Raw genomic sequence first — 24,680 nt, 5'->3', positions numbered from 1 at the left:
CTCGCACAGCTACGCTCAAACTAGCCGCTTTAGGCCGACCCGCCGACAGGCGGACACCGAAAAAATAGCCGGCATTATCCTGCAAAGCCGGCTCTTTGTCTTGGGGACACCTTGCCATGGAATTCCTTGTCAAAAGCGCTCGTCCGGAAACCCTGAAAACCGCCACCCTGGTGCTGGCCGTCGGCGAAGGCCGCAAGCTCGGCGAAACCGCCAAAGCGGTGGATGCCGCCAGCGGTGGTGCTATCAGCACCCTGCTCAAGCGCGGCGACATCGCCGGCAAGCTCGGCCAAACCCTGCTGCTGCACAGCGTGCCCGCGCTCAAGACTGAGCGTGTCCTGCTGGTGGGCTGCGGCAAGGAGCGCGAACTGTCCGATCGGCAGTACCGCAAGGTCATCGGCGCGGCACAGAGCGCACTGAAAGGTCTGGGCGGAAAGGATGCCGTGATTACCCTGCACGAGCTGCCGGTGAAAGGCCGCGACCTCTACGGTAAGGCTCGACTGCTGGTGGAAGGTCTGATCGACGGCGGCTACGTCTTCGATCGCTTCAAGAGCCAGAAAGCCGATCCGCGCGCACTGAAGACCGTCACTCTGACCGCCGACAAAAACAGCCAGGCCGATGTCGAGCGCGCCGCCACCCACGCCCGGGCGATCGCCGCCGGCATGGCCCTGACCCGCGACCTGGGCAACCTGCCGCCGAACCTCTGCCACCCGAGCTTCATGGCCGAGGAAGCCAAGAACCTGGCCAAGACCTACAAGGGCCTCAAGGTCGAGGTACTGGACGAGAAGAAACTCAAGGAACTGGGCATGGGCGCCTTCCTCGCCGTGGGCCAGGGCAGCGTCCAGCCACCGCGCCTCGTCGTGCTGCAGTACAACGGCGGCAAAAAGGATGAGAAACCCTACGCCCTGGTCGGCAAGGGCATCACCTTCGACACAGGCGGTATCAGCATCAAGCCTTCGGCCAACATGGACGAAATGAAGTACGACATGTGCGGCGCCGCCAGCGTGCTCGGCACTTTCCGCGCCGTGCTCGAGCTGCAACTGCCGATCAACCTGGTCGGCCTCCTCGCCTGCGCCGAGAACATGCCCAGCGGCCACGCCACCCGCCCGGGCGACATCGTCACCACTCTGAGCGGCCAGACCGTCGAGATCCTCAATACCGACGCCGAAGGCCGCCTGGTGCTGTGCGACACCCTGACCTATGCCGAGCGATTCAAGCCGCAAGCGGTGGTGGACATCGCCACCCTGACCGGCGCCTGCATCGTCGCCCTGGGCAGCAATGTCTGCGGCCTGATGGGCAACAACGACGGACTGATCAAGCAACTGCTCAAGGCCAGCGAGAGCGCCGACGACCGTGCCTGGCAACTGCCGCTGTTCGAGGATTACCACGAGCTGCTGGAAAGCCCATTCGCCGACGTCGCCAACATCGGCGGACCGAAGGCCGGCACCATCACCGCGGGCTGTTTCCTTTCCCGCTTCGCCAAGAACTACCACTGGGCGCACCTCGACATCGCCGGCACTGCCTGGATCAGCGGCGGCAAGGACAAGAACGCCACCGGCCGTCCCGTCCCGCTACTGACTCAGTACCTCCTGGACCGCTGCAAGGCCTGAGGCGCAACGCGGGGAGCCCCGGCTCCCCGCGACCCGCCGTCGAGTTCCCATGACCAAAGTCGACTTCTACATCCTGCCCAGCGCCGATCCCGAGGCACGTCTGGCCTTCGCCTGCAAACTGGCGGAAAAAGCCTGGCGCCTGGGGCATCGCATCTACGTCCACTGCCAGGACGACGCCCAGCGCAACCGCCTTGACGCGGAAATGTGGCGCTTCAAGGGCGAAGCCTTCCTGCCGCACAGCCTGGCCGAGGAGGATGAAGAGGCGCCGGTGGCCTTAGGGCTCGGCGAAGCGCCAGGCACTCACCAGGACCTGCTGATCAACCTGGGAGCCGGTGTGCCCGCCTTTTTCAGCCGCTTCGCCCGGGTCGCCGAACTGGTGGTCGAAGAGCCGGCCATCCGTCAGGCGGCAAGAGAGAGTTTCCGTTTCTACCGGGAGCACGGCTATCCTTTGCAGGACCACCGCCTGCCCCGCCTGTGAACGTTCGATGGACAGCCATACCCCACCGCAAAAACCCAAGCAGTTGCTGGACGATCTCGAATCGATCCGCGATCTGCTGGGCGACGACACACTGGAACCGCCGCTGCTGACCGAGTCCGTCGATCCGGCGCAGATTCCCCTGCTCTCCGACGTAGTGGCCCCGGCCCCGGCCGATACCACCCCACGCGCGGCAGCCCCGGCGCCTGCACCGCCCCCCGCCGTCACACCTCGCCCCGCGGCGCCTGTCGCGGCAGCCCTCCAGCACAGTGTCGCCGCCGAACTGGCGCGCCTGGACACGGAACTGCGCGCTTCCGCGCAGTTGATCCTGCAGGACGTGATCGATGATTTCGTGCCGCAGATCGAAGCCGAACTCAAGCGCCGCCTGGACGCCCGCCTGGATCGTTTGCTGGCCCAACGCAAACGCTGAGCGGCGACGCATCTCCCGCACGTTCGGCTTACCGCCCGCCGCCAGTGGCTTGCCGCTGGCCAACCCCGCTATACTCCCCGGTTTTCCGTGATCAGCCGTCTTAAGGGTCCCGCCGCATGGACAAGACCTACCAGCCGCATGCCATCGAGACTTCCTGGTACCAGACCTGGGAGTCCAAGAACTACTTCGCCCCGCAAGGTTCCGGCGAGCCCTACACCATCATGATCCCGCCGCCGAACGTCACCGGCAGCCTGCACATGGGCCATGGTTTCAACAACGCCATCATGGACGCGCTGATCCGCTGGCGCCGCATGCAAGGCCGCAACACCCTATGGCAGCCGGGTACCGACCACGCTGGCATCGCCACGCAGATGGTGGTGGAGCGCCAGCTCGCCGCCCAGGGCGTCAGTCGTCACGACCTCGGACGAGAAAAGTTCCTGGAGAAGGTCTGGCAATGGAAGGAAGAGTCCGGCGGCACCATCACTCGCCAGATTCGTCGCCTGGGCTCCTCGGTGGACTGGTCGCGCGAGCGCTTCACCATGGACGCGGGCCTGTCCGAGGCGGTCAAGGAAGCCTTCGTCCGCCTGTTCGAAGACGGCCTGATCTACCGCGGCAAACGCCTGGTCAACTGGGACACCAAGTTCCATACCGCCATTTCCGACCTGGAAGTGGAAAACCATGACGAGAAGGGCAACCTCTGGCACCTGCGCTACCCGCTGGCGGACGGCGCCAGGACGGCCGAAGGCCTGGGCTACCTGGTGGTCGCCACCACCCGCCCGGAGACCATGCTCGGTGACGCCGCCGTCGCGGTGCACCCGGAGGACGAGCGCTACAAGGACCTGATCGGCCGCCACGTCATGCTGCCGCTGGTCAACCGCCTGATCCCCATCGTCGCCGACGAATACGTCGACCGCGAGTTCGGCACCGGCTGCGTGAAGATCACCCCGGCCCACGACTTCAACGACTACGAAGTCGGCAAGCGCCACAACCTGCCGCTGATCAACATCTTCGACAAGAACGCCGCAGTGCTGGAAACCGCCCAGGTGTTCAACCTCGACGGCAGTGTCAACGACCGGGTCGATCCGACCCTGCCGGACAGCTACGCCCACATGGACCGCTTCGAGGCGCGCAAGGCCATCGTGGCGGACTTCGACGGCATGGGCCTGCTGGAGAAGGTCGACGACCACGCCCTGAAGGTGCCGCGCGGCGACCGTTCGGGCACCGTCATCGAGCCCTGGCTGACCGACCAGTGGTACGTCGCCACCAAACCGCTGGCCGAGAAGGCCATCGCCGTGGTGGAAAGCGGCGAAATCCAGTTCGTGCCGAAGCAGTACGAGAACATGTATTTCAGCTGGATGCGCGACATCCAGGACTGGTGCATCAGCCGCCAGCTCTGGTGGGGTCACCGCATCCCGGCCTGGTACGACGAAGCCGGCAACGTCTATGTCGGTCGCGACGAAGCGGAAGTCCGCACCAAGTACAACCTGACCAACGACATCGACCTGCGCCAGGACGAAGACGTGCTGGACACCTGGTTCAGCTCGGGCCTGTGGACCTTCTCCACTCTCGGCTGGCCGGAGCAGACCGACTTCCTCAAAACGTTCCACCCCACCGACGTGCTGGTCACCGGCTTCGACATCATCTTCTTCTGGGTCGCCCGGATGATCATGCTGTCCACTCACCTGACCGGGCAGATTCCGTTCAAGACCGTCTATGTCCACGGCCTGGTGCGCGACGGCCAGGGCCAGAAGATGTCCAAGTCCAAGGGCAACGTGCTCGACCCGCTGGATATTGTCGACGGCGTCGATCTCGATACTTTGCTGGCCAAGCGCACCAGCGGCATGATGCAGCCGAAGCTGGCGGAAAAGATCGCCAAGCAGACCCGCGCCGAATTCCCCGAGGGGATTGCCAGCTACGGTACCGACGCCCTGCGCTTCACCTTCTGCTCGCTGGCCTCCACTGGCCGCGACATCAAGTTCGACATGGGCCGCGTCGAGGGCTATCGCAACTTCTGCAACAAGTTGTGGAACGCCACCAACTTCGTGCTGGAAAACACTGACGGCAAGGACTGCGGCGTCAACGACGAACCCGTGGAACTGTCCTCGGTGGACCGCTGGATCATCTCCGCGCTGCAACGCACCGAAGCCGATGTCACCCGCCATCTCGAAGCCTTCCGCTTCGACCTGGCCGCCCAGGCACTCTATGAGTTCATTTGGGACGAGTACTGCGCCTGGTACCTGGAGCTGGTCAAGCCGGTGCTGTGGGACGAGCAGGCCTCCGTCGAGCGCCAGCGCGGTACCCGCCGCACGCTGATCCGCGTGCTGGAAGTGGCGTTGCGCCTGGCGCATCCGTTCATGCCCTTCATCACCGAAGAGATCTGGCAGCGGATCAGGGCCCAGGCCGGCAAGCAGGGCGAAACTATCATGCTGCAGCCCTGGCCGGTGGCCAACGAGGCGCGCATCGATGCGGCCGCCGAGGGCGACATCGCCTGGGTCAAGGCCTTCATGCTCGGCGTGCGGCAGATTCGCGGCGAGATGAACATCTCCATGGCCAAGCGCATCGACGTGGTGCTGAACAACGCCAGCGCCGAAGACCGCCGCCGTCTGGCCGAAAACGAGCCGCTGCTGAAGAAGCTGGCCAAGCTGGAAAGCGTGCGCGTCCTGGAAGCCGGCGAAGAGGCCCCGCTGGCCGCCACCGCGCTGGTCGGCGAGATGGGAGTGCTGGTACCGATGGCCGGCCTGATCGACAAGGACGCCGAACTGGCACGCCTGGACAAGGAAATCCAGCGCCTCGGCGGCGAAGTGCAGCGGGTCGGCGGCAAGCTGTCCAATGCCAGCTTTGTCGACAAGGCACCGGCCGAAGTAATCGCCAAGGAACGCGCCAAGCTGGCCGAAGCCGAACTGGCCCTGGGCAAGCTCAACGAACAGCGCGAGCGTATCGCCAGTCTGTAATTTCCTGCAGTAACCTCACGGGGCCCGCGGCCGATACGGCGCGGGCCCCGTCGTTTTATCGGTAACCCGCCATGACCGTTCCCCGCTCCCCTTCCCTACTCGACGCCCTGTTGCCGATCGCCGTCCTGGTGACATTGCTCGGCCTGTCCGTCTACCTGTTCGGCGACGGCTCCTCGTCCGGCCCCAACCAGATCGCCCTGATGGCTGCGGCCTTCGTCGCCGGCCTGGTGGGCCTGAAGAATGGCCAGCGCTGGGCACAGATTGAGGAAGGCATCCTCGCCGGCATCCACATGGCGATGAAAGCCAACCTGATCCTGCTGTCGGTGGGAGCGCTGATCGGCACCTGGATTCTCGCCGGCACCGTGCCAACCATGATCTGGTACGGCCTCAAGCTGATCTCGGCGGAATACTTCTACGTCACCAGCTGCCTGATCTGCGCCTTGGTCGCACTGTCCATCGGCAGCTCCTGGACGGTCGCCGGCACCCTCGGCATCGGCCTGATGGGCGTGGCCTCGGGACTCGGCCTGGACCCAGCGATCACCGCCGGGGCGATCATTTCCGGCGCCTACTTCGGCGACAAGCTGTCGCCGCTGTCGGACACCACCAACCTCGCCCCGGCGGCGGCCGGTGCCGATCTGTTCCAGCACATCCGCTACATGTCACACACCACGGTACCGGCCCTGCTGATCAGCCTTGTGATCTTCTTCGTGCTCGGCCAACAGGCCAGCGACAGCCACGACACCACCCGCATCCAAGCCGTGCTGAGCGCCTTGGAGGGCCAGTTCAGCCTTGGCTGGCACCTGCTGCTGCCGGTGGCCTTCCTGCTGTTCCTCGCCATGCGCCAGTGGGCGGCCTTCCCCGCCGTGTTCCTCGGCGCCCTGGTCGGCGCGGTCTTCGCCGTGGTCTTCCAGCCCGAGGTGATGGGCCGCTTGGCCGACCCGCAAGCCGGCGCGCTCGCCCCGCTGAAAACCGTGTGGAACGCCCTGTTCGCCGGCTACCAGTCGGACAGCGGCAACGCCGAACTGGACGGCCTGCTATCCAAGGGCGGCATGGGAAGCATGCTCAATACCGTCTGGCTGATCATCTGCGCCATGAGCTTCGGCGGCGTGCTGGAAAAACTCGGTCTGCTGCAGCGACTGCTCAACAGCACCATCCACCTGGCCAAGCGCACCAGCAGCCTGATCGCCAGCACCATCGTCACCACCATCGGCACCAACGTGATCACCGCCGACCAGTACATCGCCCTGGTCCTGCCCGGCCGTATGTACCGCGCCGAGTACGAGAGCCGCGGCCTGAAACCCACCGTCCTGTCCCGCGCCCTGGAAGACGGCGGCACCCTGACTTCGGTGCTGGTGCCCTGGAACACCTGCGGCGCCTACATGGCCGCCACCCTCGGCGTGGCCACGCTGACCTACCTGCCTTACTGCTTCTTCAACCTGATCATGCCGCTGATGGCCATCAGCCTGGCCTTCGCGCGGCCGCCGCAGCCAATGACCGCCGCGGAACCGGCCCAAACCTGATAGCCCCACGCCGCCCGCTCGCGCGGGCGGTGCCTTTAGCGCAGCCGCAGCCAGCGTAACGGCCAGAGCCAACCCGGTGCCGAACCGATGCGGGCCAGCCGGGCAGCGAGCCGTTTGCGCAGCCGTCGGTAGGCGGGATTGTTGATATTGCGTGCCTGCGCCGCCGTTTCCCGGAAAGGCCACTGGGCGGCCATCCCGTCTCCTGCTTCCAGGGCCTGTGCATATCCACGGATGAGGCCGAGCGTACACTGGTGGAAGACACCGAGCCGCTCGTCCTCGAGCAATTCCAGATGCTCACGCATCTCGTCGTGCCGCTCATGCCAGGCCGCATCGAACGCCAGCCAACAGCGCGCGATGGGATCGCGGGGCTCGCGCTCCAGGGCGGCCTGGGCGACTGCGAAGCCTTCGTTGTCTCGACCACGCAGGTAGCAACCGGTGGCCAGGTTGCTCAGTCCCCAGGACGGCGCCTGCGGACGCGCCCGCCAGTCGCCCATCCAGTGGAACAGGGCGTCGAACAGGTCGTGCCCGAGCAACGCGTAGCTGGCCATGGCCCAGACCTGATCGTCGTCGCGGATGGCCGCGCTGCAGTTCGTCAGGGTTTCCTGGAGCAGACCCCGGCTGTTCTCCCGGGTGGCCAGTAGATCGAACATAGCCCGCGCGAGCCGGTTGTCGCGGTCGTGCGGCAGCATCCGCCGGAAAGCACGCTGCAGGCTTCCGGGCGCCCACCGGCTGTCTTCGAGCTGCAGCCAATAGCGAGCCGCCGCGACGTGTGGACAGCCGTCACGAAGCGCGTGCTCCAACACGGTACGCAGGTCCGCGTCTTTGTGTGGCTCGGTGATGATAGTGAGCACTTCGTCCCAGTGCTCCTCCGCATCCAAGTCGCGGCACAATCGCTCCAGCGCCTCGCGTTTGAGTGCGGCATCACCCATTGCCAGCGATAGGCGCAGCGCCCGCAAGGCCAGCACGGGAGCCCGGGAACCGGCAAGCAGTTGGTCGAGGATCGGCCGGGCAGCGCTGCGGTCACCTTGCTCCAGCAGCAGGTCGTAGGCGTTCACTCCGGCGAATACATAGTCGCTGTCCAGGCGGAACGCCTGGAGGAAGGCCTCCCTCGCCGCGTCCCGCTCCCGGTTCAGCAACAGCGCATGCCCCAGGTAGCCATGGGATACGGCCGACTTCGGGTCCAGGCGGACCATCTGCCGCGCGGCCTTCACATAACCGGGAAAGTCCTCCGACAGCTCGAATTGATCAGCCAGCTCGCGCCAGGCCGGATAACTATCCGGCAGACGTTCGAGCAGGGCATGTAGTTCAGCGATCGCTTCCTCCCCGCGCCCCTCGGCACGCAGCGAACGGGGACCATAGAGCGCCAGACCGACCGGCGGGCGGTCGCCCCAATGAGATACCTGCAGCCAGGCACGCAACTCCTCGTGCCGCCCCGAACGGAGCAGCAGGTCAAGCAATGTCCCATTGCCCGCCTCATGACGCGGCTCGCGCTGCAATGCCTGCCGCAGGGCCTCTTCGCGCGCCGTCTCGTCAGTATCCTCACCGGCTAGCAGCAGCCAGGCTTCGGCTTCCCCTGGCCGCAGCCGGACCAACTCGCGGGCCAACGCCAAGGGCCGGTCCGGCTGTTCCAGAAGCCCGGCATATCGCTTGAACTGGTCCCACGCCCAGCGATGCCCCGGCTCATGCCGCAGCACGCATTCGGCCTGTTGCATGGCCTCTTCATAGTGTTCCCGCTCGCCCAGCACATAGGCGCGGAAGGCACGCAGCTCATGGTTCTCCGGCGTTCGGGCCAGCACGCTGGCAAGCAACTGGTCGGCTCGCTCTAGCTGGCGTCCATCCTCCAGCAGGCATTCGACGTATAGGCGGACGCTCCGGGCCCATAGCGGATTGATACGGAAGCTGCGCTCCAGTACCGCCTGGCACTCCGCCAGATGCCCCAACCGCTTGTGCAACTCGGCGCGTTCGAGCGCGATGCGCGGCAACAGGGGGAAGCGTTCGACGGCCTCGTCCAGCAACGCCGCCGCTTCGTCCAAACGCTCCATGGCGACCAATTGCCAGCCAAGAGCAACCCAGACCTGCCAGAGATCGGGGCGCCGGGCGAGCGCTTCGCGCAGAGCCTCCAGCACGATTTCGCCGTCCAGCAGGTCCTGCCCCTGGATCTGGTAGGTCATCCAGCCGTCACCGAAGGTCACCTGGCGGACCAGCTCGGCGTGAAGAAAGACCAGGTTCTGCCGTGCCTCCTCCTGGCTGGTACTGGTGTCGATCAACCGGTTGCCGGCGTAGTCGTTATCCACGGAACGCCGCAGCGAATCGCGAAACGCTTCGTGCGCGGCCTCGACCTGGCCACTCTGCAACAGGACGAAACCACGTGTGGACCATGACGTGCTGCTGGCCGGATCGATCTGGCAGGCCGTTTCGGCCATCTCCATAGCCTCCTCACCACGCCCCTGGCGGCTCAGAACGATCGACAGCTCGCGCAATGCCCAAGGATGGTGAGGGTGGCTCCGCAGGAGACGGCGCAAGGCTTCCTCAGCCTCGGTCAGGGAACGCTGCTGAGCGCGCTCCACCAACAGCTCGGCAATGCCGCAGTGGTGCTCGAAACGGGTCGCCAGCGCCTGCAGATAAGCCTGTGCTGCATCGTCCCCTTCGCACTGCACCAGCAGGCCGATACACAGACGGTGCAGGCTCAGATTGAAGGGGTCCAGCTCCGCCGCCTCCCGACACCAGTCCAGCGCCTTCCGGGCATCTCCGGCGCTGCGCTGGCTATGCAGGACCCGCGCGCGCAACCAGGCGCTACGCCGGCTGACCGGTTCGGCCCGCACCAGCAGAGCCTCTGCGCGCTGCACTTCGCCGTGGCGACCCAGCAGATCGACGCCATACAGCAGCAGGTCGGGATCCAGCGGGCGCCCCTCCAGCGCCTGCTCCAGCAATACGAGGGCCTCTTCGCTGCGCTCCAGCTCTTCCAATTGTTCGCACAGAGTCAGGGTAGGGCCTGCGGCGAGCCGGCCGAGCCGCCGCTGGCGGTCCTGCAGGAAGTCCAGACCGCGTTCGGTACGGCCGAGACTGCGCTCGGCACGGAAGTAATGAAGGCTGTAGGGCTCGCGCATGAATTGCAGGCACGCAGCGACGCGGAACAGTTCGGTCGCCTCTTCGCGCGCACCGTCGGCCCAGCGCAACCCGGCCAGGCCGTTCCAGGCCTGCGCCTCCATCGGTGTCTGACGCAACACTCGCTGCAGCAGGGCCGCTGCTCTGGCGCTGGCCCGACCGTCCTCGGCCAGCGACTGGGCATAGCGCACGGCGATGCCCGGATCGCTGCCGCGCCGCTCGCCGTGCTCCGCCAGCCAGGCCAGTTGCTCCGCCCAGGGGCGAAGCTGGCTCATCGATGCCGCCTTGGACAACACCAGGTTGGCATCCCGGGGAAATTGCTCCAGCAGGGCTTCGGTCGCCTGCAACAGACGAACCTGGTCGCCATCGTAGGCAGCCACCGCGCGCATGGCCTGCAGCGTCAGTAAGTGCTCTGGCGCCAGCGCCTGCAACGAGGCCAGCCCTGCCAACGCAGACTCCCGCTCATGTGCCTCCAGGGCGGCCATCAGTCGGTAGTAACCATCCCAGCACTCGGCCTCGGGCAGGATCAGCCCTTCCAGCCGCTCCGACTCTTCCGGCGGCAGCAACAGCATGCCGCGCGGCCCGGAAGAGCGCTGCGCCTGCAACAACTCCACGGCCCGGAACTCCGTATGCTGGGCCAGGCTGGGGTCGCGGATCAGCAAGGTGCCGCGCGGCTCGTCGTAGCCGACGACTGCCTGCAGATGACCGCTCCCGGTGTACTGGATGGTGAGGGTGAAAGGCACGCCGCGGTCGATCAAGGCCCGGGCGATATCCCAATCCACGGTGAACTCGCGTGCCAGCCAACCGTGCCGCTCGGCCCAGGCGCGCTCCGCGAAATGTGGCGTACCGTCGTAACAAATCTCCTCAGCCACCTCCAGATGCTCCACCGGACGGCTCCAGTAGCCCGCCAGGGCGGTCAGGGTGGCGGGGACGCAGGTCATGTGGTGCTGGCGCACGAAACCTACCGGCAACAAGCAGCGGATACCCCGCTCACCGCGCCGCAGGCTCTCCAGCACGCCCCGGTAGAAGCCCCCACCGGCCCGTTCGGCCTGGACCTCGGCCTCCTCCCAGTGCTGCCGGAGACACGCAATGTCGCAACGCCGTGCCGCCAGCCAGTGTGCCTGCTCCTTGCGCAACAATGGCATGCAGCCTTCAGCCCGGCGCAGCCAGGTCTCGGCCTCGTCCAGGTCGCCACGCTCGATCAGGAGATCGGCCAGTTGAGCGCAAAGAGAGCCGCTTTCCAGGTTACCGGCGGCGTTGCGCAACCTTTCCAAGGCCGCCTCGACATCACCCCGTTGCACCTGAAGCTGGGTCACCTGCTGCAGCGCCGAGCGCAGCCGCAGCGGATAGCCGAGCGCACGTTCGCAGACCTCCAGCGCTTCGTCATAGCGGTCCTCCTGCTCCAGCCCATAGGAACGTTCGACCCACAGCCAGGGATCATCCACTCCACAATCCAGCGCTTCGCGATGCAGCGCCTCGGCCCCCGCGAAGTCGCGCAACAGCGCCAGCAGATAGCTTTTCAGCGATAGCCATTCGGCCCGTAGCGCCGGCTGCGTGGGCAGCCAGCCATCCAGCAAATGGAAGAATGTCCAGGCTCGGTGAGCACCGCGGCTGGAAAGAAGGAAACGAGCGTAACGCAAGCGCGTCTCGGCGGCCTGGGGATAGCGGCGATAGCCGAGCCGGATCAGCGCATCGGCCAAGCGCGGCGCGCCCAGGTTGCCGACCAGACGAGCGGCCAGCGCCATGGCGCGTGGCCCGCGCCAGTCGCGATAGTCGCCCAGGCCCGTAGCCTGCTCGTGGGCCTGCAACAGGTAGCCCTGATCGACCAGGCGCTCGATGGCATCGAGCGTACTGTCGGAAATGTCCAGGATCGGGGAGCGGAGCGAAGCGTGGATATCCATCCGATGCATCCTTGCGTGAAATCATTTTGCCGCCAAGCACTCTAGCGGCGATACGCCAGCACCTCAACACCGGGGACGGCAGGCTGTGAGCCAACTCAACATACGCTTCCGGCCGTTTCGTTCCGGCGGGATAATCCACCGCTGCACCAATGAGGACGCCCCATGGACGTGAGCAAGACCCGAACCAGCTTCTACCGCCGTCTCTACGTGGCCTGGCTGATCGACAGCGGCACCGCCACCAGCGTACCGGCACTGATGGAGGCCACTGGCATGCCCCGGCGCACCGCCCAGGACACCCTGTCGGCGCTGGGCGAGCTGGACATCGACTGCGTCTTCGAGCAACAGGAAGGCGAGCGCAATCACATCGGCCGTTACGTTATACGTGACTGGGGGCCCATCGACCGGCGCTGGATCGAGGCCAACCTGGCGAAACTCAAGGCCATCCTGAACTACCCCTGACAGATTCCGTCGCCCGCGTCGACGCTACTTTCGCCGCAACGGCCTGCGATCATGGGCCCACACCTCCGGCACGACCCGCCCTCCTGCCAAGGCATCGCGGCGATCGGTCGCAGGGCAATGCGCCCGAAATCTGCCTCCTGGAATCTTTCCGGCGAAGTACCCCGCTATCGACCGCCAGGGGGCGAAACAGAGCCGCTGCCAACTCCAACGACCGTTTCCGCAAGCGGCCTACGCCCACCTGCCGGCGAATTTCCGCCCCCCGATTTGATCATTCAGCCTTTTTACCGCCGGCTCATCTGGCCATAATCCAGCCTCCCTTTCTGGACGGAAGAACAATAATGTATGCATTGATGGCGCTGGTTTTCGTACTCGGGTACCTCTGCATCGCGTTCGAGCACCCGTTGAGGATCGACAAGGCGGCCTCGGCGCTTCTCACCGCCGTGTTCGCCTGGACCTTGCTGGTGATAGGGGCCGACAGTATTTTCCCCGCGCTGGAAAGCGCGGCGAACGGCAACAGCAACACCCACCATGTCGTCGAATCGCTCCGCCACCACCTCGGCGAGATTTCCGAAATCCTCTTCTTCCTCATGGGCGCCATGACCATCGTCGAACTGATCGACGCCCACGATGGTTTCAAGGCGATCACCGACCGCATCCACACCACCAAGCGTGTGCACCTGCTCTGGCTGGTCGGCCTGATCACTTTCTTCCTTTCCGCCGCCCTGGATAACCTGGCCACCACCATCGTCATGGTCTCGCTGCTGCGCAAATTGGTCAGCGACCAACAGGAGCGCTGGTTCTACGCCGGCATCGTGGTGATCGCGGCGAACGCCGGCGGCGCCTGGTCGCCTATCGGCGACGTCACCACCACCATGCTCTGGATCGGCAACCAGATCACTGCCAGCGGCATCGTGGTCAAGCTGCTGCTGCCGAGCCTGGTCTGCCTGCTGGTACCGCTGATCCTGCTCAGCTTCCGCCTGCGCGGGAACACCGAGCCGCCGCTGGTGGTGGAACCGGAAGAAAACCGCCGCGACCCGACCACCCCCTTCGAGCGCAACCTGGTGTTCTTCCTCGGCCTCGCCGCCCTGGTCTTCGTACCGCTGTTCAAGACCATCACCCACCTGCCGCCGTATATGGGCATCCTGTTCGGCCTCGGCGTGCTCTGGGTGGTCACCGAAGTGATCCACCGCGGCAAGAACGACGAAGACAAGCACCCGCTGTCGGTAGTCGGCGTCTTGCGCCGGATCGACACCACCAGCGTGCTGTTCTTCCTCGGCATCCTGCTCGCCGTGTCCAGCCTGGCCACCGCCGGCCACCTGACCCAGGCCGCCATCGCCCTCAAGGATGGCCTGAGCAACGTCTACGCCATCAACATCGCCATCGGCCTGCTCTCCGCCGTGGTGGACAACGTTCCGCTGGTGGCCGGTGCGATGAAGATGTACCCGCTGGTCAGCCACGCGGACGTTGCCGCCGCCGGCAATGAAGCGGGTTGGCTGAGCAACTTCGTGATCAACGGCAATTTCTGGGAAATGCTCGCCTACTGCGCCGGCACCGGCGGCAGTTGCCTGATCATCGGCTCGGCGGCAGGCGTGGCGGCCATGGGTATGGAGAAGATCAACTTCATCTGGTACCTGAAGCGGATCAGTGGGCTGGCCTTCATCGGCTATATTTCCGGTGCTGCGACCTATATAGCGCTGTTCGCCACGACCACTTGAATGTGCCCGGACGAACCCGGCATTCCGGGTTCGTCCTCTCGGGGAGGCTGTGGGAAAATACGCGACCGCCGTTTTCCGAGAGCGCTCCATGCCCCGCACCCCCTCCCCTCCAGGCCGCCCGCCCAAGGGATACAAGCCTGCCAAAGATCCGGCGCCGTCCGACAAGGCCCTGTTCCACCCGCGCAACCGCCACCAGGGCCGATACGACTTCCCCGCCTTGATCAAACGTCATCCGGCGTTGGCCGCATTCGTCATCCTCAATCCTTATGGCAAGCAGAGCATCGACTTCGCCAACCCGCAGGCGGTGAAAGCACTCAACCGCGCCCTGCTCAAGGATCACTACGCTATCGAGCACTGGGACATTCCCCCCGCCTACCTCTGCCCGCCGATTCCCGGCCGCGCCGACTACCTGCACGGCCTCGCCGACCTGCTGGCGGAAGACAATGGCGGCGAAATCCCACGAGGGGGACAGATAAGGGTGCTGGACATCGGAGCCGGTGCCAACTGCATCTACCCGCTGATCGGCCACCGCGAATACGGCTGGCGCTTCCTCGGCGCCGACATCGACCCCGTGGCCCTGGCCTCGGCGGAAACCATCATCCGCGCTAACCACCTGGACAACGCCATCCAGTTACGCCGTCAGAACGATCCGAAGCACATCTTCCGAGGTCTGCTGCTGCCCGACGAGCGCTTCGACCTGACCCTCTGCAACCCGCCCTTCCATGCTTCCCTGGAAGAAGCCACCCGCGGCAGCCAGCGCAAATGGCGTAACCTCGGCAAACTCGACCCGAAGCGCAAGCTGCCGGTGCTCAACTTCGGCGGTCAGGGTGCGGAGCTGTACTGCGAGGGCGGCGAAGCGGCCTTCGTGCGGCGGATGGTGGAAGAAAGCCGGGACGTCGCCGGCCAGGTACTCTGGTTCAGCACCCTGGTCTCCAAGGCTGGCAACCTGCCGGCGATCCAGACGGCACTGGCGCGGGTCGACGCGCAGGAGGTGCGCATCATCGCTATGGCCCAGGGGCAGAAGCAGAGCCGCTTCGTGGCTTGGACGTTCCACCCTCGCAAGACGCGTCAGACCTGGCTGACCGGCTCAGCGGGCGAGCAAGCGTGAACCGTCCGAACGGTCTCGCCCGTCCGCTCCGGCCTGGGCTCTGACCCAGTCCAAAGCCAGATCGCGCCCCTGCCGGAGGTTGACGGCGGCGCAGATGCCAAGGGCGATCAGCGCGCCGATCCCCGCCAGGGCCATGTCCTTCTGTGCATCCCACTTGTCGCCCTGGGCGGCGATATAGGCCTCGGCCTCTTCGCCGCCGAAATAGTCGCCGCCGATCCATTCGATCAGCTCGTACATCGCCGAGGTGGAAAGGATGAAATCCACGGCGATGAAGTAACTCCACCACCCTCGCGCCCCGGTGCCGCGCAGCAGGGCCTCGCGCGCCGGATAGGCGATCAGTAGCCCGTAGCAGAAGTGAACGAGGCGATCGAACTGGTTGCGCTCCCAGCCCAGGGTTTCGTCCAGCCCCTGGCCGAACAGCGCGCGCAGCCAGTCGTCGTAGGGCACCTTCGCATAGCTGTAGTGAGCGCCGAGTTCGTGCAGGCAGACAAACAGGAAAATCAGCGTGAGGGATACCCGCGAAAAGCGGAACCAGCGATGGCTCATCACCATGCCGGCACCCACCACCAGGACCAGGATGTTCTCCATGGCCCAGTCGCGCCGGTTGTGCGGGTCGATGGCCAGGATTAGCCAGAGCACGGCAAAGAGGCCGAGCAGAATGAACAAGTGCTGCCGATAGGCGCGTTCGTCAGACATGCGAGTTCCTCGGTGGCGACGCGGGCGCAGCGCCGCTCGCGACGCCGCCTCAACTCACCGCGAACCGCCGCTCCAGCGCGCTGTAGCCCATCCCTATTCCCTTCGACACCTTTACCTGCACGGGAATTCGCTCCTTCAGCGCTTCGACGTGGCTGATGACACCAATCGTCTTGCCGCTGGCATTGAGGCTGTCGAGGGCATCCAGCGCCACTTCCAGGGTCTCGCCGTCCAGCGTGCCGAAGCCTTCGTCGAGGAACAGCGAGTCGATACTGGTCTTGTGGCTGACCAGATCGGACAGCGCCAATGCCAGGGCCAGGCTGACCAGGAAGCTCTCGCCGCCGGACAGGGTACGGGTGTCACGCGCGACATCGGCCTGCCAGGTGTCGAGAACTTCCATCTCCAGCTCGCCGCTGGCCTTGCGCCGCAACTGGTAGCGGCCGTGTAGCCGCTCCAACTGACGGTTGGCCAGGTAGACCAGATGATCCAGCGTCAACCCTTGGGCGAACTTGCGGTACTTGGCGCCATCGGCTGAACCGATCAGACCATTGAGTCGCTGCCAGAGGTCGTAGTCGGCCTGACGCGCAGCGATCTCGGCGAACAGCGCCTGCTGGCTCTGCCGGCGGGCATCATCGCCCTGCAACTCGGCGCGAATCTCGCCGCGCCGGTGGACCAACCCGTTCAGTTCCTCGGCTACCGTATGCAGACGTTCGTCCAGCTCGTCCCGGTCCGCGGTCGTCAGGGGATTCGACCGCAGGCCCGCCAGGGTCTGCTCGGCCACCGTGGCCAGCGCGCCGGCCTCCGCCAGCGCCTGTTGCAGACGCGCCTGCAAGGCACGCAGGGCGTCCCGCTCGGCATCGTCGAGCAGCGCCGCGAGAAACGCCTGCTCGTCGGCGAACGGACTTTGGGCCAGTTGGCTCTGCCAACGCTCCGCGCAGGCATGCAGTGCCTCCTGTTGGCGGCGCAACGCTTCGTTGAGCGTCACCAGACGGCCCTCCAGTTCGTTGACCAGCCGCTGCGCCGCAGCGACCTGCCCTTCACTGTCGGACAGCGCCGCCTGCGGATCGGTCTCGACCACCGCCTCCCCCTCAGGCTCGCCGAGCGCGGTCCAACGCTGACGCCACAGTAGGGCATCCTTGTCTGCCGATTCGACTCGCCCCTGCTGCGCAAGCTGCTCACGCTCCAACGTCTGCAACTGCGACTGATCCCGTTGCCAAGCCTGCCACTCGGCCTCGCGCTGGGTCAGCCAGCCTTCGCCGGCATCCGCCAAGGTATAGCCCAGGCTCTGCAGGTCCGTTTCGAGATCGGACTCGCAACGGGCCAGCTTTTCCTGCTGAGCCGCCAATTGATCGGCGAGCGCGCCGAGCTGCGCCTCTTCGCCCTGCTGCCGCTGACGTAGCAGGGCCAGTTGCTGGCCTTGCTCCTGGCAGCGCTGCTCAAGCGCCTGCCGTGCATCGCGAGCCGATTCGCAAGCCCGTTTCAGCTCATCGAGCCGTTGCAGACGCTGCTCCAAGGCGCCCAGTTGTTCGGTCTGCGCCTGCTGACGGACGGCCAGGGCCGCATCGTCCGCCAAGTCGCAGCGCAGTTCGCGGCAGAGCTGCTGCCAGCGGACCCGCAACGTCTGCGCATCGATCTCATCCTGCCGTTGCCGGTTGCGCAACTGATCGAGTTGGGCCTCAAGCGCCGCTACTTCGGCGCCCACCCCGGTTCCCTGTTCGCGAACAGCCTCCAGTTCGGCCTGCGCGGCCTGCAAGGCACGCTCGGTGGCCGACACATCCAGCGCACGGTAGGCACTGATCGCCGGGTGATCATGGGAACCGCACAGCGGGCAGGCTTCGCCGGGCTGCAACTGCTCGCGATAGCTCTCCAGCGTACGGATGCGTTGCTCCTGTTCGAGCAGCTTCTGTTTATCCGCGACCTGCGCTTTCAGATCGCTGTAGCGCTGGCGCAGGGCATCGCGTTGGGCACTTTTCTCGTCCCGCTGGCGCGCCAGCTCGGCCAACCTGCCGGCTGTATCGGCCAGAGCAGTGTCCAAGCGGCGGAGTTGTTCGCCGGTCTGCTGCAACTGCACCAGCAAGCCCTGCTCGCCATGCAGGCGCTGCCACTGCGTGCGCAACCCGGCTTCGCTCTGGCCTTCCAGCAGGGTCGCCAGTCGCCCCTGGGCTTGCTGTTCGACGTCGCGGGCCCCGTCCAAGCGGTGCTGTTCCGTTTGCCATTGCGCGTCCTGCACCTGCTGCTGAGCCTGCAAATCATGCAAGGCGTTCTGCACCTGCCGCTGGCGTTCCGCCAAGGCCGCGATATCCGCCTGAATTTGCCGGCGGCTGTCGAACTGCCCACGCCAGGCGGCGAGCCGTTCACCCAATTGGGCATGCTGTGGTTGCCGGTCCAATCGTTCCTGAAGCGCCCGCCGCTGTTGCTGGAGCCCGTCGAGACGCTCTTTCGCCCCCTCAGCCACCAGCTGGCTTAGTTGGACAGCTCTCCACAACTGAACGGCCAGCGCCTCCCCGGCCTGCTGTCGTTCGCTGCGGGTTTCGATCAACGCCCGCTCGCCCTGCACAACGGCGTCCAACGCCTGCCGCCAGGCCTGATGACAGTGCTGCAAACGTACCGCTGGCTCGCTGGCCGCCAATCGCGCCAGACGCGGCTGGGCCGTCTGCTGCTCAGCCTGCGCCTGTTGCAGGGCGAGCTGCGCTTCCTGATGCTGCCGCTCCGCCTGGGCCACGGCGTCCAGCCATTGCCGTTGCGCCTGCAAACGCTGCTGTTCGGCTAGCAGCGGTTGCTCCTGTCCTACCAACGTCGCCAGTTCCTGCTGCAAGGCCGTGCGTTGTTCCTCACCGAGCAGCTCCACGCCCTCGGCACGCGCCTTGAGCCGGCCCAACTCGATCTCCACCGCCTTGGTCCGCTCGTAGACACGCTGGGAAATCTGCCCGTAGATATCGGTGCCGGTCAGCTCCTCCAGCAGCTCCGCACGCTGGTTGGCGCTGGCTTCGAGAAACGCGGCAAAACCGCCCTGGGCCAGCAGCATGGACTTGGTGAAGCGCTCGAAATCGAGCCCGGTAAGCTGCTCGGTCTGGCGCAGCTTGTCGTTGATCTTGTCGGTGAGGATGGTGCCTTCGCCGTCCGCCAGTTCGACCTTAGGCGCCTGCAAGGCGCCATTCACCTTGTCGCGCGCCCGCCGCTGGCTCCAGAACGCCCGATAGCGTGCACCCTTCACCTCGAACTCCACTTCCGCCAGGCAATCGGCGGTGTGCCGGGTCATCAGCTCATTGGCACTGGCCGACAGCGTGGTCATCCGCGGCGTGCGGTGATAAAGCGCAAGGCAGATGGCATCCAGCAGGGTGGTCTTACCGGCACCGGTGGGGCCGGTAATGGCGAACAGACCGTTATCCCTGAACGGCTCAGCGGTGAAATCGATCTTCCATTCGCCCTTCAGCGAGTTGAGGTTCTTCAGGCGCAGGCTGAGGATTTTCATGTCAGGGTCGATGGCCGGCGGAAAGCGGCCATTGTGGCATCGTTGATGGGGTTGTGTAGACGAGCCATGGAAAGCATGGGTTTCAGGGCGCTGCACCGTCGACTGGCTTTCTGCAAATACCGACACAAAGCAGTTCACTTCTCTGTGCCTGATGATGTGGATTGGGCGTGAACGAGCCCCCTCAACTCACTCCTCAGCCCGCAAACCTTCCAGCACCTCACAATAAAGCCCCTTCAACCGCTGCGCGTCGCCCTCGTCCAGTTGCTCTTGCTGGAGGCGGCGGGCGAACACCTCTTCCACACTCAACTCATCCAAGGTCTCCCGAGCCTGGGACTGTAGGCCGACCACGGCTGTGCCGCGTTCGCGGCGGATGCGCAGTACTTCCACCGGCAGGCCCTCGCAGAGTGCGGCGATGCGCGTTTGCAGGTCCGGCAGGTAGTCGTCGGCGCGGACCACCACTTCCAGCCACACCGGCCGCTCGGCGCTGCCTTGTTGCGCAGCCTCGGCCAGGGCGGCTGGCAGTTCGGCGAGGTTGCCGCGTAGCGACAGCAGCGGTTGGAAGCACGGCACCGGCAGCGGTGTCACCGCGCGCAGGCCGTTGGTGTCCAGGTCGACCAGCAGTATCTGCTTCTCCTGCCGCGCTTCGTCGAAGGCCAGCGGGATTGGCGAGCCGCAGTAGCGGATGTGCTCCAGGCCGCCGACCTTCTGCGGCCGGTGGATATGCCCGAGGGCGATGTAGGCCGCGGGTGGGAAGGCGTTGGTGGGGAAGGCTTCCAGCGCGCCGACGTAGATTTCCCGCACCGATTCGCTGGCGCTCGCGCCCACCGTGGTCAGGTGGCCGGTGGCGACGATCGGCAGGCCGCCGCCCAGGGCGTCGCGTTTCGCCTCGGCCAGCGCGTACAGTGCCTGGTAATGCGCGTGGATCGCGCTCTGCAGTGACTGTTGTTTGTCCTCGGCGCTCTGCCCCGCCTCGCTGCGCAGCACATCGCGCGGACGGACGAAGGGGACGCCGCAGAGGATCGCACCCGGCGAGCCGTCGCGGCGGCAGAGCACCTGCAACTGTTCTTCCAGGTTCTCGCTCACCGCCGGGATCACGCAGGTGTCCAGGCAGGCCAGCAGCGTCCGCGATTCGCCCAGGGTGGCCACCGAGTCATGGTTGCCGCCGAGCACGACCAACTGCGCGCCAGTGTCGCGCAGTGCGACGATGAAGCGGTTGTACTGCTCGCGGGCGTAGCTGGGCGGCGCGCCGGTGTCGAACACATCGCCGGCGACGATCACCGCATCCACGCCCTGCTCGCGGACCTGCGCCACCAGCCAGGCGCAGAACGCCTGATGCTCGGCCTGGCGGGTCTTGCCCATGAAGTGCTGGCCCAAGTGCCAGTCGGAGGTATGCAGGATGCGCATCGGCCGGCTCACATGCCCCACTCCTGCACCACCATGTGGGTCTTCACCCGCTGCATGCCCGGGAAGCGTTCGATCTCGTCGCGGATCGCGCTGAGCCGCGCAATGGATTCGGCCTCGACGTAGACCAGCATGTCGGTCTCGCCGCTGATTCCGCAGCAGCGGCGGATTTCCTGGAAGGCGCGCATGCGCTCGACGTACTCCTGGCAGCGGCTTTCCTTGTAGAAGAGTTCGAGGAAGGCCTTTACCGTGCCGTTGCCCGGCTCGGCGACGCTGGCGTGGTAGCCGCGGATGGTGCCGTTCTCCTCCAGGTTGCGGATGCGCTCGCCCACCGCCGAGCGCGACAGGTTCACTTCTCGGGCGATCTGGCTGACGGGCAGGCGCGCGTCGGCGCGCAGCAGGGCGAGGATCTGGCGGTCGAACTTGTCCACTCGGGCACTCTCGGCAACGGGCAGGTTGAGCATGAATTCCGCCACTTTGCCGGGTAAAGCCGGCGACCTGACAGCAGCCTTGCTCGCTCGCGCGGCCTACCATGGCGGGATGGAAAACGCCTACGAGCATACAACATGAGCCGACTCGATCAGGAACTCGGGCTGCTGCAAGGCGTCGGCCTGCTCAGCACGTCATTGCTGGGCACCGGCATCTTCGTGGTGCCGGCGCTGGCCGCTACCGCCGCTGGCGACGCCTCGCTCTGGGCTTGGCTGCTGTTGATCGCCCTGGTGCTGCCGGTGGCCTTCACCTTCGCCCAGCTCGGCCGCCGCTTTCCCCATGCCGGTGGCGCGCCGCACCTGATAGGCCGGGCCTTCGGCGCGCGCCTGGAACGGCTCAGCGCGCTGTTGTTCCTCGCCGTATTGCCGGTGGGCCTGCCGGCCGCGCTGTACATTGCCAGCGGCTTCTGGGAAGCGCTGTTCGACCTCGGTCGAGGCCAGGTCCTGACCATCCATCTCGCCACCCTGGGCGCCATGCTGTGGCTCGGCCGGCGGCCGGCCAAGGCCTCGGGCCTGGTGCAGAGTCTGATCGCTCTGGCGATCATCGCCACCGTCGCCCTCGCCTGGTGGCTGGGCGACCTGCCCCGCGCCAGCCAGCCCCTGCTGCCGCCCATGGAAGACCAGTGGCATCTGCTGCCCGCGGCGCTGGGCGTGATGTTCTGGTGCTTCGTCGGCATCGAGGCGTTCACCCACATGGGCGAGGAGTTCAAGCACCCGCAACGCGACTTCCCGCTGGCCCTGCTGCTCGGTGTGTTGCTGGCCGGCCTGGTCTACTGGGCCTGCTCGGTGGCCGTACTGAGCTTCGGCACCTACGGCGACGTGCGCAGCGATGCCGGCGCCCTGCCGCGCCTCTATGAACTGCTGCTGGGCGAACGCGCGCGCTGGCTGGTGGCAGTGGTCGGCTACCTGGCCTGCTTCGCCTCGATCAACGTCTACGTGCAGGGCTTCGCCCGGCTGATCTGGAGCCTCGCCGACGAAGGCAAGCTGCCCGCCGCACTGGCCCACCGCAACCGCCATGGCGTACCGGGCCGCGCCCTGCTGCTGGTGGTCCTGTGTTGTGCGCTGTGCGTGCTGCTCGCCGGGGCGTTCGACCTCTCGGTGGACGACCTGATCCGCTACGCCAACGGCAACTTCGTGGTCATCTACCTGCTCAGCATGGCCGCTGGCTGGGTCCTGCTGCACGGCTTCTGGCGCTGGCTCGCCGGCTTCGCCACCCTCCTCTGCGCTCTGGTGCTGACCATGCTCGGCACCGATGCGGGCTATGTGCTGGGACTGTTCGCGGTGCTGGCGCTGCTCGATGCGGCACGAGGGGTTCGGGTACGCAAGGCACAGTCGCAGCCATGAAGCAAAAAGCCCTGCCGAAATACTCGGCAGGGCTTCCTCGTAGCGACTCAACGAAACTCAGTTCACCGCACCCGCTCGAACGCCGCCTCGTACAAACCCGCCGCATCGTTCAGCAGCAGATGAAACGCCGCGAACACCTCGCCGTTATCCAACTGCGGCTCGTTGCAGAACAACACCAGCGCCAACTGTCGCGCGGCGTTCAGCCGTTCCTGGCCGGCTTCGAACAGTTCGTGGGCCGCGAGGCTGGCGTTGGCATAAAGAACGGGGCTGGCGGTGATGCTGAGGGCAGGAAGGGGACGGAAGTCAGGCATGGCGGGCCTCCACGTCTGGGAGACTCGGAATGGCAGCTAACGGAGACAACGCATGAGCAGTGCTCCTTGAACAGGTTAAGGAGCCGCCATCCAACCTTTCTCACGAGTTTGGAGGCGGACCGTGCGAGGGTGAGAAACCGGCGTTCAAGGAAACCGGCCAAGCAGAAGCCTGCCTCACACGGCCCGCCATAGAAAGCCAGATCGCAGGCGTAAAAATGCCAGTATCCGCTATGACGCTGTCGCGTCTTGAACAACGGGTTCTCACGCCCGGCCACGAGATTGACCGTGACGGGCGGACTCTAGCGGCTCAAGAGAGTGGGAGCAAGCGAGCGGCAAACACTCAACCGCTGGGAGCCGTGAGAAAGTGACCAACCGCAAACACCGTCCTCCACTGTCTCGCCATCGTTCCGCCCGTTATGCTCGGTGACAGGCATTCGCCCTTCGAACGAATCCCGACGTACCACGGTCCATTACCTGCCCATCGTCCCATCACACGCCCCAGAGGCCCGCGCCCATGACCCGAACGCCCCATGTCGACCTGCTGATCTGCGATTGCGATGGCGTACTGATCGATAGCGAAATCGTTTCCGGCCGCGTGCTGCGCGAGGCCTTGTTGCAACTGGCACCGTCGGAGCAGGAACTGGATGTGCTGCTCAACGGCACTTTCGGCCTGCAGAGCCGGGACATTATTGCCCGAGTCGCGGCGCATTTCGGCATTGAAATCCCCGTGGATTTCCACGCGCGTCACCTCGAACTCAGCGAGGCGACCATCCATGCCGAAGCCCAGGCGATTCCCGGTGTGCGCGAGGCGCTGTATGCCATCGACCTGCCATTGGCCGTGGCGTCCAACAGCCGCTACGACTCGGTCCGCCATGCCTTGCGCCGCAGCGGGCTGACCGAGCGGGTGGACGTAGGCATCTTCAGCGCCGACCGGGTGGAGCGGCCGAAGCCGGCGCCGGACGTCTATCTGCTGGCCGCCCGCACCGCCGGCGTCGCACCGCAGCGCTGCCTGGTGGTGGAGGACAGTGCCACCGGCGTCACTGCCGCGCTGACCGCCGGCATGCGGGTGATCGGCTTCCTCGGTGCCGGTCACATCCCGCCGGAGCATGGCGAAGTGCTGCGTGAGCTGGGCGTCGAGCATCTGTTGCATGACATGCGCGAGTTGCCGGCGCTGGTGGAGCGGCTGCGCTATGCCGCCCCGGCCGATGCCTTGCCTTGATCATCCGCGCACATTCAGGTAGCCCCAGCCCTTCCCGCTTGGATTAAACTGCCCCGGCCCGACCGCACGTCGCCGCTGTCGGGCCCGTTTTCTTCGCGCCCGCCATGCTGGCGCTGTTCCGACGCCTTCGCGTCGCCGTGAACCCGAGTGATTGCACGACATGCCAATACGCCATTGCATCGTCCACCTGATCGAGAAGAAGCCCGATGGCAGCCCCGCCGTGCTGCATGCCCGCGATTCGGAGCTAGGCGAATCCCAGGCCATCGAGAACCTGCTGGCCGATCTCAACGAAAGCTACAACGCCAAGCAGGGCAAGGCCTGGGGTTTCTTTCACGAGGAATCCGGCGCCTATCCGTTCAGCGGCTGGCTGAACCAGTACCTGGAAGGCGCGCAGGATTTCACCGCGTTCAGCCGCCAGGCCGTGGAGCATCTGCAGAAGTTGATGGAAGAGTCCAACCTGTCCACCGGCGGCCACGTGCTG

At 65.7% G+C, this 24,680-nt stretch carries 17 protein-coding genes; 11 read left to right on the top strand and 6 right to left on the bottom strand.

What is annotated here, in order from left to right; genetic code table 11:
- Window positions 1-116 precede the first annotated feature (116 nt).
- The 5 genes from BZL41_RS07695 to nhaC all read left to right on the top strand — a co-directional run bounded on the left by BZL41_RS07695 (window position 117) and on the right by nhaC (window position 6,983).
- Window positions 117-1,607: a leucyl aminopeptidase gene (locus BZL41_RS07695; RefSeq protein ID WP_095598745.1), complete on the top strand. Its 1,491-nt coding sequence runs from the start codon at window positions 117-119 to the stop codon at window positions 1,605-1,607.
- A 49-nt stretch (window positions 1,608-1,656) separates the two neighbouring features.
- Entirely contained in the window at window positions 1,657-2,085 is a 429-nt protein-coding gene (locus BZL41_RS07690; protein WP_095598744.1) for a DNA polymerase III subunit chi, read from the top strand.
- A gap of 7 nt (window positions 2,086-2,092) precedes the next feature.
- Window positions 2,093-2,512 carry a DNA polymerase III subunit chi gene (locus tag BZL41_RS07685; RefSeq protein ID WP_095598743.1) on the top strand — a complete coding sequence of 140 codons (420 nt, stop codon included), beginning with the start codon at window positions 2,093-2,095 and terminating at the stop codon, window positions 2,510-2,512.
- Window positions 2,513-2,628: 116 nt separating this feature from the next.
- A complete protein-coding gene (locus BZL41_RS07680) occupies window positions 2,629-5,463 on the top strand; it encodes a valine--tRNA ligase (protein ID WP_095598742.1) in 2,835 nt (944 codons plus the stop codon).
- 71 nt (window positions 5,464-5,534) lie between these two features.
- A complete protein-coding gene (gene nhaC / locus BZL41_RS07675; protein ID WP_095598741.1) occupies window positions 5,535-6,983 on the top strand; it encodes a Na+/H+ antiporter NhaC in 1,449 nt (482 codons plus the stop codon).
- 35 nt (window positions 6,984-7,018) lie between these two features.
- On the opposite strand, the gene BZL41_RS07670 is transcribed toward nhaC, so the two are convergent.
- On the bottom strand, window positions 7,019-11,989 hold the full coding sequence (locus tag BZL41_RS07670; protein ID WP_168190962.1) for a tetratricopeptide repeat protein: 4,971 nt from the start codon (window positions 11,987-11,989) through the stop codon (window positions 7,019-7,021).
- A gap of 162 nt (window positions 11,990-12,151) precedes the next feature.
- On the opposite strand from BZL41_RS07670, the gene BZL41_RS07665 reads away from it, so the two are divergent.
- From BZL41_RS07665 to rlmF, 3 genes are all read left to right on the top strand, one after another.
- On the top strand, window positions 12,152-12,448 hold the full coding sequence (locus BZL41_RS07665; RefSeq protein ID WP_095598739.1) for a helix-turn-helix domain-containing protein: 297 nt from the start codon (window positions 12,152-12,154) through the stop codon (window positions 12,446-12,448).
- A 338-nt stretch (window positions 12,449-12,786) separates the two neighbouring features.
- On the top strand, window positions 12,787-14,163 hold the full coding sequence (nhaD, locus tag BZL41_RS07660; protein ID WP_095598738.1) for a sodium:proton antiporter NhaD: 1,377 nt from the start codon (window positions 12,787-12,789) through the stop codon (window positions 14,161-14,163).
- An 88-nt stretch (window positions 14,164-14,251) separates the two neighbouring features.
- Window positions 14,252-15,271, top strand: a complete 1,020-nt coding sequence (gene rlmF, locus BZL41_RS07655) for a 23S rRNA (adenine(1618)-N(6))-methyltransferase RlmF (protein WP_095598737.1) — start codon at window positions 14,252-14,254, stop codon at window positions 15,269-15,271.
- Here the strand turns inward: rlmF and BZL41_RS07650 are convergent.
- The 4 genes from BZL41_RS07650 to BZL41_RS07635 all read right to left on the bottom strand — a co-directional run bounded on the left by BZL41_RS07650 (window position 15,251) and on the right by BZL41_RS07635 (window position 21,268).
- On the bottom strand, window positions 15,251-15,967 hold the full coding sequence (locus BZL41_RS07650) for a DUF2238 domain-containing protein (protein ID WP_095598736.1): 717 nt from the start codon (window positions 15,965-15,967) through the stop codon (window positions 15,251-15,253). The genes rlmF and BZL41_RS07650 overlap by 21 nt on opposite strands.
- 49 nt (window positions 15,968-16,016) lie before the next feature.
- Window positions 16,017-19,436 (bottom strand): AAA family ATPase, encoded by a 3,420-nt coding sequence (locus BZL41_RS07645; protein ID WP_095598735.1) that lies wholly within the window; start codon window positions 19,434-19,436, stop codon window positions 16,017-16,019.
- A 186-nt stretch (window positions 19,437-19,622) separates the two neighbouring features.
- Window positions 19,623-20,840, bottom strand: coding sequence for an exonuclease subunit SbcD (gene sbcD, locus BZL41_RS07640; RefSeq protein ID WP_095598774.1), 1,218 nt, complete (start codon window positions 20,838-20,840; stop codon window positions 19,623-19,625).
- A gap of 8 nt (window positions 20,841-20,848) precedes the next feature.
- The gene (locus BZL41_RS07635; protein WP_084335769.1) at window positions 20,849-21,268 is read right to left on the bottom strand and encodes an Lrp/AsnC family transcriptional regulator; all 420 of its coding nucleotides are present in this window, start codon (window positions 21,266-21,268) and stop codon (window positions 20,849-20,851) included.
- A 135-nt stretch (window positions 21,269-21,403) separates the two neighbouring features.
- Between BZL41_RS07635 and yjeH the strand changes: the two genes are divergently transcribed.
- Window positions 21,404-22,669, top strand: coding sequence for an L-methionine/branched-chain amino acid transporter (gene yjeH, locus BZL41_RS07630; protein WP_095598734.1), 1,266 nt, complete (start codon window positions 21,404-21,406; stop codon window positions 22,667-22,669).
- A gap of 62 nt (window positions 22,670-22,731) precedes the next feature.
- Here the strand turns inward: yjeH and BZL41_RS07625 are convergent, their stop codons facing one another.
- Window positions 22,732-22,980: a hypothetical protein gene (locus BZL41_RS07625; protein ID WP_095598733.1), complete on the bottom strand. Its 249-nt coding sequence runs from the start codon at window positions 22,978-22,980 to the stop codon at window positions 22,732-22,734.
- 514 nt (window positions 22,981-23,494) lie between these two features.
- Here BZL41_RS07625 and BZL41_RS07620 point away from each other — a divergent pair.
- Entirely contained in the window at window positions 23,495-24,199 is a 705-nt protein-coding gene (locus tag BZL41_RS07620; RefSeq protein ID WP_095598732.1) for an HAD family phosphatase, read from the top strand.
- Window positions 24,200-24,359: 160 nt separating this feature from the next.
- A partial coding sequence (locus tag BZL41_RS07615) for a nucleoid-associated protein (RefSeq protein WP_174706141.1) occupies window positions 24,360-24,680 on the top strand: 321 nt, incomplete at its 3' end.

Origin of the sequence: Pseudomonas sp. PIC25 (assembly GCF_002286785.1) — a bacterium.
GTDB lineage: Bacteria > Pseudomonadota > Gammaproteobacteria > Pseudomonadales > Pseudomonadaceae > Pseudomonas_M.
The sequence above is the reverse complement of the archived record's forward strand: the minus strand, read 5'-3'. Positions and strand labels throughout refer to the sequence as shown.